Here is a 12,897-nt window from a genome sequence, read left to right on the forward strand (position 1 = left end):
GCCGAACTCAGCGGTGTCTGCCCCGCCGCACCTGCTCCACCAGCGCGATCAGCACTTCCTTCGCCGACTCCCGGTTCCGCGCGTCGCACAGCACCACCGGGATGCCGGGGTCGAGGTCGAGCGCCGCCGCGACCTGGTTCGCGCGGTACTGGCGGGATCCGGCGAAGCAGTTCACCGCCACCACGAACGGCGTCTCGCGCCGCTCGAAGTAGTCGACCGCCGGGAAGCAGTCTTCGAGGCGGCGCGTGTCGGCGATGACGACCGCGCCGAGCGCGCCCTGCGCGATGTCGTCCCAGAAGAACCAGAACCGGTCCTGCCCCGGGGTGCCGAACAGGTACAGCGCGAGGTGCTCGTCGAACGTGATCCGGCCGAAGTCGATGGCGACCGTGGTGGTCGTCTTCTGCTCCAGGCCCTCGGCGTCGTCGATCCCGGCGCCCGCCTCGGTCAGGTACTCCTCCGTGCGCAACGGCTGGATCTCGCTGACCGCACCGACCATCGTGGTCTTGCCCGCGCCGAAACCACCCGCGATGAGGATCTTCAACGCGGTGAAGGGTTTCGCCGGCGCGGGCAGTGGTTCAGAGCGCACGGAGTCCATTCAGCACTTCCCTCAGGATGCGGTCGGTCGGTCCGGTGGCGGCCGGGACCGGGCGGGTCACCTCGACGTGCCCGCCGTTCAGCAGGTCCGCCAGCAGCACCCGCGTGACGTTGAGCGGCAGGTTCGCGCGGGCCGCGATCTCCGCGACCGACAGCGTGTGCGCCTGGCACAGCTGGAGGATCACCGCCTGCTCGGGGCTCAGGGTGAGGTCGTGCTCGGGCCGCGTGCGGGCGGAGACGAGCGCGATGATGTCCAGGAACTCGGCGGACGGCCGGGCCCGGCCCCTGGTCAGCGCGTACAGGCGGACCATGGGGCCGGACTCGTCGCCGTACCAGTCGCTCACGTGCCCGTCCGGTCCAGCCGTGGTGCGGTGTACATGTGCTCACCCACCTGCGAAACGAGCCGGGCCATCTCGTAGGCGACCAGTCCGATGTCGGTGCCGGCCTCGGCGAACACCGACAGGCACGTCCCGCCGCCAGCCGCGATGACGAACAGGAAACCGCCGTCGAGCTCGACCATCGTCTGCCGGACCGCGCCGGCGTCGAACTGCCTGCCCGCGCCCTTCGCGAGGCTGTTCAGCGCCGACGACACCGCGGCGAGGTGCTCGCTCTCCTCGCGGGTCATCCCCGTCGAGGTGGCCATCGCCAGGCCGTCGTTGGACAGCAGCAGCGCGTTCCGGACCCGTGGCGCGTTGCCCACCAGCTCGTCCAGCAGCCAGGCCAGCTCCCGGCCGTTATCGGTGGCGTCCACCGCTACCCCTCTCGTCGTCATCCGTTGCGTCCGCGGGTGAATCCCTGCTGCAGGGCGGACATGGTGGCGCGGGCCTCGTCGGGCGACGTCCGCGGCGTCGCGGCCTCGTCGTGCGCGGACTCGCGCAACCCGGGAGCGAGGTGCGCCTGTCGCTTGCGGCGCGGCAGACCGCCGGTGACGTCGTCCTCGGCGACCACCGGTTCGGGCCGTGGCGGGGCGGGCGGGCGCGGCGGCGGACGGTGACGCCCGTTGTCCCGTTCCCGGACGGGCTCGGGGCGCCGCGCCGGGCGCGACCGGGCCGTGGGGACCTCGGCGTCGGCCGGCGCCGCCTCGGCGCGGGTGAGCAGCCCGGTCGGCACCAGCACGACCGCGGTCGTGCCGCCGTAGGCCGAGCGCCGCAGCGTGACGGTGATGCCCTGGCGCCGCGCCAGGCGGCTGATCACGTAGAACCCGAGCTGCTCGCCGTCGAACAGGTCGAGCTGGTGCGCCTCGGCGATCCGCCGGTTGGCCTCGGCCAGCCGTTCCGGCCCCATGCCGAGGCCGCGGTCCTCGATCTCCACGACGAACCCGGCCCCGACGGCCTCGCCGTGCACCAGAACCGTGGTGTTCGGCGGGGAGAACGACGTGGCGTTCTCGACCAACTCGGCGATCATGTGGGTGAGGTCGGCGACCGCGGCGCCCTGAACGCCGACGTCGGCCATCCGGTGCACCTCGACCCGCTGGAACTCCTCGACCTCGGCGACGGCCGCGCGGACGACGGTCATCAGCGGGACTGGTTTGCTCCACACGCGGCCGGGGGCGGCGCCGGACATGATGATCAGGCCCTCGGCGTGGCGGCGCATGCGCGCGGCGAGGTGGTCGAGGCGGAACAGGTCCTCCAGCTCGGCGGGTTCCTCGGAGCGCCGTTCCATCGTGTCGAGCAGGCTGAGCTGGCGGTGCACGAGCGACTGGCTGCGCCGGGCGAGTGTGACGAAGACGCCGGACACGCCGGTGAGCAGCTCGGCGCGTTCCGCGGCGGCGGTCAGCGCGGCACGCTGCACGGCGTTGAGCGCGGCGCCGACCTGGCCGATCTCGCCGTCGCTCGGCGGCACGACGGGCACGTCCGCGTCCGGGTCGATCTTCTCGCCTGCCCGCAGCCTGCGCATCGCGCGCGGGAGCCGCCGGTTGGCCAGTTCGAGGGCCGAGTCGCGCAGGCCGACCAGCTCGATCACCAGGCCGCGGCCGATCCGCACGGAGATCAGCAGGGCGAGCAGCACGGCGGCGAGTCCCAGCAGGACGGTCACCGCGCTCTCGGTGAGGGCCGCGTTGCCCGCGTCGTCCGCTTCGGCGGCGGCCGCCGTGGCTGCCTCCAACCGGACGGCGGCGAGGTCGCGCGTGACCGCGTCGAGCGAGGCGGCCCACTGGCCGGAGGTGACGGTCGCGGCGAGCGCGCGGCCCGCGGTGTCGGCCTGCACGGAGTTCTGCACGTCGGTGAGGGCGCGGTAGGAGTCGCTGGTGGTGATGTCGCCGAGGGCTTCCCGCTGGGCGTCCGGCAGGTCGGACAGCAGCCCGGCGGTGAGGACGCGTTGCCCGCCGAGCGCGTCGACGAAGGCGCGGTAGGTCTCGGCGTTCGCGCGTCCGGCGGCTGCGGCGCGGGCCGCGGCGTCCTGCCGGGCGAGCATCTCGCCGACGCGGCCGAGGCCGGGCACGGCAAGTGCGACCGGGATGTCGTGGATGTCGGCGAGCGCGGATTCGACCGCGAAGGCGGTGTCGATCGCGCCGGAGTAGGCGTCGAAGGTGGCGCGCCAGTCGGCCTGGCGGGCGGTCACCGCGCCCTGGGCGCCGCTCAGCCTGGTCACGTCGGCGACGAGGTCGCCGAGTCGGCGGTTCAGGTCGGGCGCGATGCCGGCGAGGTCGGCGGCGACCAGGGTCACCCCGTCGCGGAGCGTCGTGAGCGCCGCGCGGGTCTGGGCGTACCGCTGCTCCAGCGCGGGCAGGTCACCGGAGCCGGCGAGGTGGGCGGCGACGACCGCGCGTTCGGCCTGCAGGCCGGTGACCAGGTCGGCGACCGGGGCGGTCAGGTGCGTGTCGAACTCCTCGACCTGACGCTGGTTCCAGGCGGTCTGCACGGCCGAGACCGTGGCGAGGCCCCACAGGACCATGAGCGAGACCACCGGCACCATGAGCAGGGCGACGATCTTCGCGCGGACGGACCGCGGCGTCAGGCGGTCGACGAGCCGGGGTGCCGGCGAAATGCGGGCATGCTTTTCTCGGCGCACGGCCATGGTTCTCCAATTGCGGAATTCGTTCGCGGTTCGCTCAGGTCGTCGTCAGTTCTTTTTGCGGACCTGGGGAAAGCGCGACGAACGCGGAGGTCAGAAAGAGGTAGGAACCCAGCACGACGGTGAGCGGGAACACGAACTGCATGGGGGTGGCGCCACTGGTCACGGAATGCCCGGCGTGGACTTCGACGCTGACCGCCGCCATTCCGGTGTAGTGCATGGCGCTGACTGCGACGCCCATCACGAGCGACGCCCCGACCGCGGCGGCCTTGCCGTGGATGTTGAGGGTGGCCCACAGCGCGGCGGTCGCGGCGGCGACCGCGATCGCGACGGACAGTGTGACGACGCCGGGGTCGTAGGAGACGTTGCCGGCCATCCGCATGGCGGCCATGCCGATGTAGTGCATGGCGGCGACGCCCAGGCCGGCGACGACGCCGCCGACGAGCACGGCGAGCGTCTTGGAAACGAGGTATCCCACGGCGAACACGCCGATGCCGACGACCGCGATGGCGACCAGGAGGCTGAGCACCGTGAGCGGGACGTCGTAGCGGATTTCGCTGCCCGTGACGCCGAACCCCATCATCGCGATGAAGTGCATGGTCCAGATCCCGGTGCCGATGGCCATGGCGCCGTTGACGAGCCAGTGGCGGCGGGAACGGCCGGTCGCGGAAAGCGCTCGCACCATGCAGCGGAGACCGAGTGCGCTTCCCACGCACGCCATGACGTAGGACAGAACGGGCGTGATCCAGCCGAACGTCAATTCCGTCATCGAGCCCATTGCGTCCTTCGTTCACCGTTGGAAAAAAGCACCACCCCCAGGTCTGCTGAGGGACAATAAGTGAAGGAGCAGAAAATCTCAACGATACTGCGAAGTAGCTAACCGAGGTCAGCAGATAACGTGACGCCCGAGGTTCCGGTTCACGGCTCACGAAGCGTTGTTGAACACAATTAAGGATAGCGGTGACGAAAAATAAGCGCCTGCCGGACGCTGCGCCGGCCGCCAGACATGACTCCGGCCGGCCGCCACGCGGGCGACCGGCCGGTTGTTGGTGGTCGGGATGACAGGATTTGAACCTGCGACCCTCCGCTCCCAAAGCGGATGCGCTACCAAGCTGCGCCACATCCCGGTTCGCCCCAGGGCCGGGGCGGTGCGATCACTCTAGCGCGAGCCGCTAGACTCGCAGACGCGCCCGTACGATGCGGGTGCATGCGGGCGTAGCTCAATGGTAGAGCCCCAGTCTTCCAAACTGGTGGTGCGGGTTCGATTCCCGTCGCCCGCTCTCGTCGTCTCCTGGGCGGCGGTCGTTGGTACTGTCGCCGGGTGCCGCGGTTGCTCCTGCTCAACGGCCCGCCCGCGTGTGGCAAGTCGACCCTCGCGGGGCGCTTCGCCGACGATCATCCGCTGACCCTGAACCTGGACGTCGACCGTGTCCGCAGCTTGATCGGCCGCTGGCGTGACGACCCGCACACCGCAGGCCGGCTTGCTCGTGGCGTCACGCTCGCCGCGGCTCGCGCGCACCTGTTGGCCGGGCACGACGTGGTTGTCCCGCAGTTCCTGGGCCGGACGGCGTTCATCGACCAGCTCGAGTGCCTCTCCCGCGAGGTCGGCGCCGCGTTCCACGAGGTCGTGCTGCTCGACAGCAAGGAGAACGTGCTGCGGCGCTTCGCCGAGCGCACCCGCGCGGCTGCCGACCCGCTGCATGTCGAAGCCCACGAGATGATCGGGCGCGACGGCGGGTTCGACGACCTGTCCGTGATGTACGACCGTTTGATGGAGGTCGTCGCGGCCCGGCCGCGGGCCCGGATCGTGCACGTCGAGGAGGGCCAGGTGGACCGGACCTACCGCGCACTGCTGCGCAGCCTGGGTTGAGACGGCTGTGGACGACCACCTGCGCCCCGACGTCGAATTGCTTTGGCGCTACCACCACCTGGACCACGAGCCGCGGCGGACGGATGTCGGCGTGGGGCTCGGGAGTCATGATCTGGGAGTCGCCGACCACACCGCCGAGCTGTACCACGCCGGCCGGTTTCCGCTGGTCGTCTTCACCGGCGCCAACGCGCCCACCACGGTCGACCTGTTCCCGCGCGGCGAGGCCGTCCACTTCGGCGAGCACGCTCGAGCCCGCGGCGTCCCGGCGGCGGCCATCCGGCTGGAGACCCGCGCCACCAACACCGGCGAGAACATCACCTTCACGCGCGACCTGCTCCGCGACCACGACATCCGCGAAGTCACCCTCGTCTCGCGCCCCTACCAGCAGCGCCGCGCCTACGCGACCTGCCGCAAGCTGTGGCCCGAGGTGGACGTCGTGTGCGCCGCCAAGCCGCAAACCCTCGACGAGCACCTGCGCACCATCGGCGACGACGACCGGGTGATCAACATGCTCGTCGGCGACACGCAGCGCATCACCCTCTACGCCGAGCGGGGTTTCGCGATCCCCCAACCCTTCCCGGCCGATGTCCACAATGCTCTGCAGCGCCTCATCGCCGCAGGGTTCACCAAACGCCTGGTCTAGCCGCGCGCCCGATCAGCAGCAGCCAGCGACGACACGCAGTCCCGGCACCGCGGCAGCTTCCGCCACGCGTGGGTCCTCTCCGACGGGATGCAGCGCCTCCCGCAGTTGGACCTCAGCCCGGTCCTCGGGTGGTAGTCGCGCGCCGGGGAGACCCAGTGGGTGGCTCCGGCGTCGCTGTCGGGGAGCCAGCCCCAGTAGACGCACAGTTCCAAAGGCGATCTGCCGTGCATGCGCGGCATCGTGGCGAACACCAGCACGCGACCAACACCAGCCACACCGCCGGTAACACACGGCTTACGAACGTGCGCCCAGTGTTTACCCGCCCACCTGCCGCGCCGTCGCCATCGCCCGCTCCGTCTCCCAGAACGCCCGCATCGACCGGACCAGCCCGTCGTCACCCACCCGGTACACGAACACGCCCTCGGTGTCCACGCGGTACCCGCCGGGCAGGTACGTCGTGATCGTCCCGACGTTCGCCACCTCGTCGCCCGCCGCGAACGAATCCTTGATCACGAATTCGAACCGCTCGACCTTCGCGATCGCCAGGTCCCAGAACGCCGCGATCCCCTCGTGGCCGTGGTGCCCGCGACCCTCCTCGTCGAACATCGACTTGCCGACCGGGTCCTCGATCACCGCGTCCGGCGCGAACAACGCCAGCCACTCGTCCTTCGCGCCGCGGCAGGTCGCGTTCATCGACCGCCACGATGCGACCCGGGCCGGCGGCTGCTCGGCCTCGACGTCCCAGCACACCTGAACACCCATGACACGCCCCCTCAGAACCGGGAAATGACCTCGTCGGCGAACTTGCGGATCGCGTCCTTCTTCGGGCCGACCGGATCGCCGAACCCGATGCCGTCGAACACCCAGGGCTGCGTGACGATGTCGGTCACGCCGATCTCGGCCTGCTCGCGGTAGCCGTCCAGCCCGAACCGGTCGATGCACACCGCCTGGATCTCGAACGGCACGTCGGCCCGCCCGTACTCGGCGCGCAGTTCCGCGAGCCGCGAGATCGTCGAGCGCAGGTCGTCGAACTTCATCATCGCCGAGGACCAGCCGTCGCCAACCCGCGCGGCGCGCTTCAACGCCACTTCGGTGTGCCCGCCGATGTAGAACGGCACGTGCTCCGACGGCGCCGGGCTCATCTGCAGCTTGTCGAAGTCGAAGAACTCGCCGTGGTACTCGACCATCCCGCCGTCCAGGATCAGCCGCAGCACCTCGATCGCCTCGTCCACGCGCTTGCCGCGCTTCGCGTACGGCGCGCCGCACCACTCGAACTCCTCCGGCGACCAGCCGACGCCCAGCCCGAGCCCGAACCGGTTGCCGGACAGCACCGCGACCGACCCGACCTGCCGCGCGAGCAGCACCGGATTGCGCGAGCCGAGCTTGAGGACCGACGTGTAGAACTCGATCCGCTCGGTCACCGCGGCCATCGTCGCGACCGCCACCAGCGGGTCGGCCCACGGCGTGTCCGCGGTCCAGAACCGGCTGCCGTCCGGCGTGTACGGGTACTCGGCGGACACGTGCTCGGAGTAGAACAGCGAGTCCGGCAACGCGATCGAGGAGAAGCCGCACTCCTCGGCGGTGCGCGCTAGCTCGGTGAACTGGTCCAGGGGGTTCATCGCGACCGAGAGGGTGAACTTCATGCGCTCGAGACTATAACGTGTTCTAGTTTTCGTCGAGAGCGGAACAGCTTGCGGCCGCGTTCCGCCGGCTCACAGACTGGTCCCCGTGATCCAGGAATTCGCCGGCGACGTCGCGTCGAACTACGCGCGCTTCCGCCGCGGGTACCGGACGGAGGTCTTCGACCTGCTGGCGGCGGAGTTCCCGCTCGGCCGGGTGCTGGACCTGGGCTGCGGCACCGGTCAGCTGACGGTGCCGATGGCCGCCAGGGCGGGCGCGGTGATCGGCATGGACCCCTCCCCCGACATGCTCGCGCACGCCCGCGCCGCGGAGGTCCCGAACGTCGTGTGGGTCGTCGGCGCGGACAGCGACGTGCCCGCGCTGGAGCCCCTGCTCGGCGCGGGCGGTCTCGACCTCGTCACCATCGGCCAGGCGCTGCACTGGATGGATCCCGGCCCGCTGTTCGCGGCGCTGTCCCGCCTGCTCCGGCCGGGTGGCGGCGTCGCGGTGATCGCCAACGGCACCCCGGTCTGGACGCAGCGCACCCGGTGGGCGACCGCGATCCGGCAGGTGTCCACGCGGTGGCTGGGCGCGCTGGATTTCCCCGCGTGCGGCAGTAGCGACGCCGAGCGTGCGCGGTACCGGGACCTGCTCGAACGGGCCGGGTTCACGCGGGTGCGGGAACATCGCCTTGATCACACCGAGCGGCTCGGTCTCGACGAGGTGGTCGGCGCCCTGTACTCCGCCGGCGCGCTGGAGAAGCTCGACGCCGCAGGCCGGCGCGGTTTCGACGCCGACCTGCGGGCGGCGCTCCGCGAAGCCGAACCCGGCGGCGTCTACACCGAGGAGGTGCCTGTGCGCGTCCTGTGCGCGAGCTGGGAACCATCGGCGTAGCGTCCCCGTTGTCCGGTTCAAGACACCGAACTTCCGGGAGTAAGCCATGGGCACCGCGATCACCGTGATCGTGCTCCTCGTCCTCATCGTGGGCGGCATCGCCTACTTCGCGAAAGCCCAGGCCGCCACGCGGCGGCGCCAGCTCGACGACGCCAAGGCCGACGCCCGGCGCCTGGTCGAGCGCCTGGGTGGCCAGGTGCTGAACCTCGTGGGTTCGAACGAGCCTGCGAAGCAGGCGCTGGCCGACGCGTCCGAGCGCTACAACGCGGCCGGCTCCCAACTGGAGCAGGCGCAGACGGCCGAGCAGGCCAAGCTCGTCAAGGAGACCGCGCTCGAAGGCCTCTACTACGTGCGCGCCGCGCGCGAGGCGATGGGCATGGACCCTGGCCCGAAGCTGCCCGAGGAGACCGAGCGCGAGCGGGCGGGCAAGGTCACCGAGCACCGCAGCGTGGACGTCGAGGGCAGGCACTACGAGGCGTCGCCGAACCCCGGCGACAACACGCCCTACTACTACCCGGGTGGCCGCGTGGCCGGGCGCCCGGTGCCGCAGGGCTGGTACAGCGAGCCGTGGTGGAAGCCGGCGCTCGTGGCGGGCGCGTGGGGCCTCGGGTCGATGTTCCTGTTCAGCGCGATGTTCAGCGGCATGGCCGGCATCGCGAGCGCCGAGGCGTGGGAGTCCGGCTACGACGCGGGCCAGGAGGACGCCATGGCCGACGCGGGAGCCGACGGCGGCGACATGGGTGACGCCGGCGGCGACGCGGGCGGGGACTTCGGCGGCGACATGGGCGGCGATTTCGGCGGAGGCGACTTCGGGGGCGACTTCGGCGGGGATTTCGGCGGCTTCTGACGCCTCAACGCACAGCGGGCCGGACACCACGTCCGGCCCGCTTTTTCAGGCCGCTTGGCAGACCGGGCACCAGTACAGGTTCCGCCCGGCCAGCTCGGTGTGGGCGATGGGGGTGCCGCAGACCAGGCACGGCTGCCCGGTGCGCCGGTAGACGTAGACCTCGCCGCCGTGCCGGTCCTGCCGCGGCGCGCGGCCGGTGACCTCGGGCAGGTGCTCGTCGTCCACGGTGTCGATGCGGCCGATCCGCACGCCCTTGCGCATCAGCGCCACGAGGTCGGTCCACATCACCTTCCACTGCACGTGGTCCAGCGCGCGGCCGGGCACCATCGGGTTGATCCGGTGCCGGAACAGCACCTCCGCGCGGTACACGTTCCCGATACCCGACACGACCTTTTGGTCCATCAGCAGCGCGGCGATGGATGTGCGGGACGCCGAGATCCGTTGCCACGCCTCGTCCGGGCGGGCGTCGCGGCGCAGCGGGTCGGGGCCGAGGCGCGCCTTGATCGCGTCGACCTCGTCCGGCGTGAGCAGCTCGCACCGGGTGGGCCCGCGCAGGTCCGTCCAGTGCGTCCGGCCGGTCAGCCGCAGCCGGACCTGGCCCACCGGCGGGGTTTCCGGCAGTTTCGCCTCGGTGAACGTGCCGTACAGTCCCAAGTGGACGTGCACGGACCCGAGCGGGCCGAAGTCGTGGAACAGGTGCTTGCCGTAGGCCTCGGCTTTCAGCATGACCTGACCGTCCAAAAGGGCCGCCTCGCTCGCGAAGCGGCCCTGCGGACTGGAAACGCCAACCGGCGCGCCCGCGTACCGCCGCTGGTGCAGGCGGGCGAGCCGGTGGAGGGTGTGCCCCTCGGGCATCAGGCAGGCAGCGGCGGCGGGGTGCCGGTGCGCTCGTAGTCGAGCATCTGCTGCACGCGGCGGCCGTGCCGCTCGTCCTCCGACGGCGGGGTCGACAGGAACGCGTCGACGATCGCGGTGGCCTCCTCGACGGTGTGCATGCGCGCACCGAGGCCGATGAGCTGCGCGTGGTTGTGCTGGCGGGCGAGCTCGGCGATCTCCGGCTTCCAGGCCAGCGCGGCCCGGGCGCCCTTCACCTTGTTCGCGGCGATCTGCTCGCCGTTGCCGGAACCGCCGATGACGATGCCCAGGCTGCCCTCGTCCGCCACCACGCGGCGGGCGGTCTCGATGCAGAAGGCCGGGTAGTCGTCGGCGGCGTCGTAGACGGCCGGGCCGATGTCGGTGACCTCGTGGCCCTGGCCCTTCAAGTACTCGACCAAGTGGTTCTTCAGCTCGAAGCCGGCGTGGTCTGATCCCAAGTAGACGCGCACGGGTGGAGTCTCGCATCCGGGTGGAAGCCGGGCATGCTGGGGGTGTGGACGCGTTCGCCCAGGACGGGCATGACCTGCGGTTGGAGTGGGGTGCGGAAGGGGTCGCCGAGCTTGGGCGGGAGTGCGCGGTGCTGATCGTCGTGGACGTGCTGTCGTTCAGCACGACCGTGGACCTGGTGACCGGCCGCGGCGGCCGGGTCCGTCCCCTGCGCTGGCGTGGTGGCCAGGTGCCGCGGCCGGCCGCGGTCGGGCCCGATCCCGGGCTGCTCGACCTACCGTCCCCGAACGGGGCGACCCTGTGCGCCGAGGCCGCGGGGACCGGCGCGACGGTGCTCGTGGGCTGCCTGCGCAACGCCTCGGCGGTCGCGGCCGCCGCCGACCAGCTGGCCGGCGAGCGCCCGATCGGTGTCGTCCCGGCCGGCGAGCGCTGGGGCATCAACATCACGACCACCGCTCCCCGCGGACCGCTCCGGCCGTGTGTGGAGGACCTCCTCGGCGCGGGCGCGATCGCCGCCGCGCTGTCCGGCCGCGACGCCTCCGCCGAGGCGCTGCTGGCCGCCACCGCCTACCGCGGCACCGACATCGCCGAAGCGCTGCGAGGATGTGTCTCCGGGCGGGGTCTCACCCTCAACGGCCACGGACGGGACGTCGAGCTCGCCGCTCAGGTGGACGTCAGCACCGTGGCCCCCGTCCTCGTCGGCGATCTCCTGGAGGCAGCGTGACCTGGCTCGAACTGGCCGACGGCGTGCACGCCCGCCGCTACGAGCATCTGGACCAGACGCTCGGTCTGGTGGTGGGCGCCGAGCGGTGCCTGGTGATCGACACCGGCTGCGACGAGGTCCACGGCGCGGCCTTCGCGGCGGAGATCCGCGAGATCACCGCGCTGCCGTGGGTCGTGGTCATCACCCACGCCCACTTCGACCACCACTTCGGCACCGCCGCGTTCCTGCCCTGCCCGGTGTGGGCGCACGAACGCTGCCGGGACGCGCTCATCCGCGAAGGCGAGTCCGACCGGGCGGCGTGGGTGCGCCGGCTGGCCGGAAAGCCGGAAGCCGAGCGGCTCGCCGCGGCCCGGCTGGTGCTGCCGGACCACCTGCTCACCCACAGCGTCCAGCTGGACCTCGGCGGCCGGACCGTCGAGCTGGTCCACCCCGGCGTGGCGCACACCGACCACGACGTGGCCGTGCACGTGCCGGACGCCGGGGTGCTGTTCGCCGGTGACCTCGTCGAGCAGGGCGCGCCACCGTCGATCGGACCGGACGCGTACCCCGCTCGCTGGCCGTCGGCGCTGGACCGGCTGCTCGCGCTCGATCCCGCCACGATCGTGCCGGGGCACGGCGATCCGGTCGGCCCGGACTTCGTGGCCGCCCAGCGCGACGAGCTCAGTCGAAGTTGAGCTCGCCGGTGCGGGTGCGCTTGAGTTCGTAGAAGTCGGGGTAGCTGGCCAGCAGCCGGGCGCCGTCGAACACCTTCAGGGCGTCCTCGCCCTTCGGGATCGAGCTGAGCACCGGCCCGAAGAACGCGACGCCGTCGATGTGGATGGTCGGGGTGCCGACGTCCATGCCGACCGGGTCCATGCCCTCGTGGTGGCTCTTCTTCAGCGCGTCGTCGTACTCGGCGGAGTCGGCCGCCGACGCGAGGTCGGCGGGCGCGCCGACGGCTTCCAGGGCCTGGCGGGTGACCTCGGGGATGTCCTTGTTGCCCTGGTTGTGGTAGCGGGTGCCGAACTCGGTGTAGAAGTCCCGCAGGACCGCCTCGCCCTTCTCCTGCGCGAGCGCCGTGGCCACGCGCACCGGGCCCCACGCCTTCTCCAGCAGCTCCTTGTACTCCGCGGGCAGGTCGCGCCCGCTGTTGAGGACCGCGAGGCTCATGACGCGGAAGTTCAGGTCGAGGTCGCGCTGCTTCTCCACCTCGAGGATCCAGCGCGAGCTGATCCAGGCGAACGGGCAGACGGGGTCGAAGTAGAAGTCCACCCGTGTGCGCTCTGCGGTCATCAGTGTTCTCCCTGTGGGTGCTGGGGCCGTCAAACGGGCCAACAGCACGCGGAGTGCACTTGTTCCCCGCCGGAACATGATTGGATAGCGGGATCACC

General features: G+C 71.4%; 16 protein-coding genes and 2 tRNA genes. 7 read left to right on the forward strand and 11 right to left on the reverse strand.

Annotated elements, in window-relative coordinates:
• Nucleotides 1-7: 7 nt before the first annotated feature.
• The 6 genes from AMYTH_RS0119440 to AMYTH_RS0119465 all read right to left on the reverse strand — a co-directional run bounded on the left by AMYTH_RS0119440 (nt 8) and on the right by AMYTH_RS0119465 (nt 4,733).
• On the reverse strand, nt 8-595 hold the full coding sequence (locus AMYTH_RS0119440) for a GTP-binding protein (protein ID WP_027931726.1): 588 nt from the start codon (nt 593-595) through the stop codon (nt 8-10).
• On the reverse strand, nt 576-938 hold the full coding sequence (locus AMYTH_RS45310) for a DUF742 domain-containing protein (protein WP_051362752.1): 363 nt from the start codon (nt 936-938) through the stop codon (nt 576-578). The genes AMYTH_RS0119440 and AMYTH_RS45310 overlap by 20 nt, the downstream gene beginning before the upstream one ends.
• Complete coding sequence (locus AMYTH_RS0119450) at nt 935-1,345, reverse strand: roadblock/LC7 domain-containing protein (protein ID WP_027931727.1); 411 nt, start codon at nt 1,343-1,345, stop codon at nt 935-937. The genes AMYTH_RS45310 and AMYTH_RS0119450 overlap by 4 nt, the downstream gene beginning before the upstream one ends.
• Before the next feature lie 17 nt (nt 1,346-1,362).
• Nucleotides 1,363-3,603, reverse strand: a complete 2,241-nt coding sequence (locus AMYTH_RS45315; protein WP_167344600.1) for a sensor histidine kinase — start codon at nt 3,601-3,603, stop codon at nt 1,363-1,365.
• A gap of 40 nt (nt 3,604-3,643) precedes the next feature.
• Entirely contained in the window at nt 3,644-4,375 is a 732-nt protein-coding gene (locus AMYTH_RS0119460; protein ID WP_228684872.1) for an MHYT domain-containing protein, read from the reverse strand.
• Nucleotides 4,376-4,656: 281 nt separating this feature from the next.
• Nucleotides 4,657-4,733, reverse strand: a tRNA-Pro gene (locus tag AMYTH_RS0119465).
• Between the two features lie 82 nt (nt 4,734-4,815).
• Between AMYTH_RS0119465 and AMYTH_RS0119470 the strand changes: the two genes are divergently transcribed.
• The 3 genes from AMYTH_RS0119470 (at nt 4,816) to AMYTH_RS0119480 (ending at nt 6,119) form a co-directional block, all read left to right on the forward strand.
• Nucleotides 4,816-4,886 (forward strand) — tRNA-Gly (locus tag AMYTH_RS0119470).
• Nucleotides 4,887-4,927: 41 nt separating this feature from the next.
• Nucleotides 4,928-5,476: an AAA family ATPase gene (locus tag AMYTH_RS0119475; RefSeq protein ID WP_027931729.1), complete on the forward strand. Its 549-nt coding sequence runs from the start codon at nt 4,928-4,930 to the stop codon at nt 5,474-5,476.
• Between the two features lie 7 nt (nt 5,477-5,483).
• Nucleotides 5,484-6,119: a YdcF family protein gene (locus tag AMYTH_RS0119480; RefSeq protein WP_027931730.1), complete on the forward strand. Its 636-nt coding sequence runs from the start codon at nt 5,484-5,486 to the stop codon at nt 6,117-6,119.
• A gap of 315 nt (nt 6,120-6,434) precedes the next feature.
• Here the strand turns inward: AMYTH_RS0119480 and AMYTH_RS0119490 are convergent, their stop codons facing one another.
• Entirely contained in the window at nt 6,435-6,881 is a 447-nt protein-coding gene (locus AMYTH_RS0119490) for a nuclear transport factor 2 family protein (protein ID WP_017987656.1), read from the reverse strand.
• Between the two features lie 11 nt (nt 6,882-6,892).
• Entirely contained in the window at nt 6,893-7,762 is an 870-nt protein-coding gene (locus tag AMYTH_RS0119495; protein ID WP_020418226.1) for an LLM class F420-dependent oxidoreductase, read from the reverse strand.
• A gap of 85 nt (nt 7,763-7,847) precedes the next feature.
• Here AMYTH_RS0119495 and AMYTH_RS0119500 point away from each other — a divergent pair, with 85 nt between their 5' ends.
• Together AMYTH_RS0119500 and AMYTH_RS0119505 are read left to right on the forward strand one after the other, a co-directional pair.
• A complete protein-coding gene (locus tag AMYTH_RS0119500) occupies nt 7,848-8,633 on the forward strand; it encodes a class I SAM-dependent methyltransferase (RefSeq protein WP_027931732.1) in 786 nt (261 codons plus the stop codon).
• Between the two features lie 46 nt (nt 8,634-8,679).
• Nucleotides 8,680-9,480 (forward strand): hypothetical protein, encoded by an 801-nt coding sequence (locus tag AMYTH_RS0119505; protein ID WP_027931733.1) that lies wholly within the window; start codon nt 8,680-8,682, stop codon nt 9,478-9,480.
• A gap of 45 nt (nt 9,481-9,525) precedes the next feature.
• Here the strand turns inward: AMYTH_RS0119505 and AMYTH_RS0119510 are convergent, their stop codons facing one another.
• Together AMYTH_RS0119510 and AMYTH_RS0119515 are read right to left on the reverse strand one after the other, a co-directional pair.
• Nucleotides 9,526-10,335 carry an Fpg/Nei family DNA glycosylase gene (locus AMYTH_RS0119510; RefSeq protein WP_027931734.1) on the reverse strand — a complete coding sequence of 270 codons (810 nt, stop codon included), beginning with the start codon at nt 10,333-10,335 and terminating at the stop codon, nt 9,526-9,528.
• Entirely contained in the window at nt 10,335-10,805 is a 471-nt protein-coding gene (locus tag AMYTH_RS0119515; RefSeq protein WP_017987650.1) for a ribose-5-phosphate isomerase, read from the reverse strand. Before AMYTH_RS0119515 ends, AMYTH_RS0119510 begins: the two co-directional genes overlap by 1 nt.
• A gap of 44 nt (nt 10,806-10,849) precedes the next feature.
• On the opposite strand from AMYTH_RS0119515, the gene AMYTH_RS0119520 reads away from it, so the two are divergent.
• On the forward strand, nt 10,850-11,527 hold the full coding sequence (locus AMYTH_RS0119520) for a 2-phosphosulfolactate phosphatase (protein WP_027931735.1): 678 nt from the start codon (nt 10,850-10,852) through the stop codon (nt 11,525-11,527).
• The gene (locus tag AMYTH_RS0119525) at nt 11,524-12,201 is read left to right on the forward strand and encodes an MBL fold metallo-hydrolase (protein WP_027931736.1); all 678 of its coding nucleotides are present in this window, start codon (nt 11,524-11,526) and stop codon (nt 12,199-12,201) included. Before AMYTH_RS0119520 ends, AMYTH_RS0119525 begins: the two co-directional genes overlap by 4 nt.
• Here AMYTH_RS0119525 and AMYTH_RS0119530 read toward each other — a convergent pair.
• Nucleotides 12,188-12,799 carry a mycothiol-dependent nitroreductase Rv2466c family protein gene (locus AMYTH_RS0119530; RefSeq protein WP_027931737.1) on the reverse strand — a complete coding sequence of 204 codons (612 nt, stop codon included), beginning with the start codon at nt 12,797-12,799 and terminating at the stop codon, nt 12,188-12,190. The two genes, AMYTH_RS0119525 and AMYTH_RS0119530, sit on opposite strands and share 14 nt — an antisense overlap.
• Nucleotides 12,800-12,897 lie beyond the last annotated feature (98 nt).

It is taken from the genome of Amycolatopsis thermoflava N1165, assembly GCF_000473265.1.
In the GTDB taxonomy this organism is placed as follows: domain Bacteria; phylum Actinomycetota; class Actinomycetes; order Mycobacteriales; family Pseudonocardiaceae; genus Amycolatopsis_E; species Amycolatopsis_E thermoflava.

Excerpts from the sequence above, each read along its gene's own strand:
- AMYTH_RS0119440 (WP_027931726.1), bottom strand. The coding sequence starts at position 595 with ATGGACTCCGTGCGCTCTGAACCACTGCCCGCGCCGGCGAAACCCTTC.
- AMYTH_RS0119460 (WP_228684872.1), bottom strand. The coding sequence starts at position 4,375 with ATGACGGAATTGACGTTCGGCTGGATCACGCCCGTTCTGTCCTACGTC.
- AMYTH_RS0119490 (WP_017987656.1), bottom strand. The coding sequence starts at position 6,881 with ATGGGTGTTCAGGTGTGCTGGGACGTCGAGGCCGAGCAGCCGCCGGCC.
- AMYTH_RS0119495 (WP_020418226.1), bottom strand. The coding sequence starts at position 7,762 with ATGAAGTTCACCCTCTCGGTCGCGATGAACCCCCTGGACCAGTTCACC.
- AMYTH_RS0119505 (WP_027931733.1), top strand. The coding sequence starts at position 8,680 with ATGGGCACCGCGATCACCGTGATCGTGCTCCTCGTCCTCATCGTGGGC.
- AMYTH_RS0119510 (WP_027931734.1), bottom strand. The coding sequence starts at position 10,335 with ATGCCCGAGGGGCACACCCTCCACCGGCTCGCCCGCCTGCACCAGCGG.
- AMYTH_RS0119530 (WP_027931737.1), bottom strand. The coding sequence starts at position 12,799 with ATGACCGCAGAGCGCACACGGGTGGACTTCTACTTCGACCCCGTCTGC.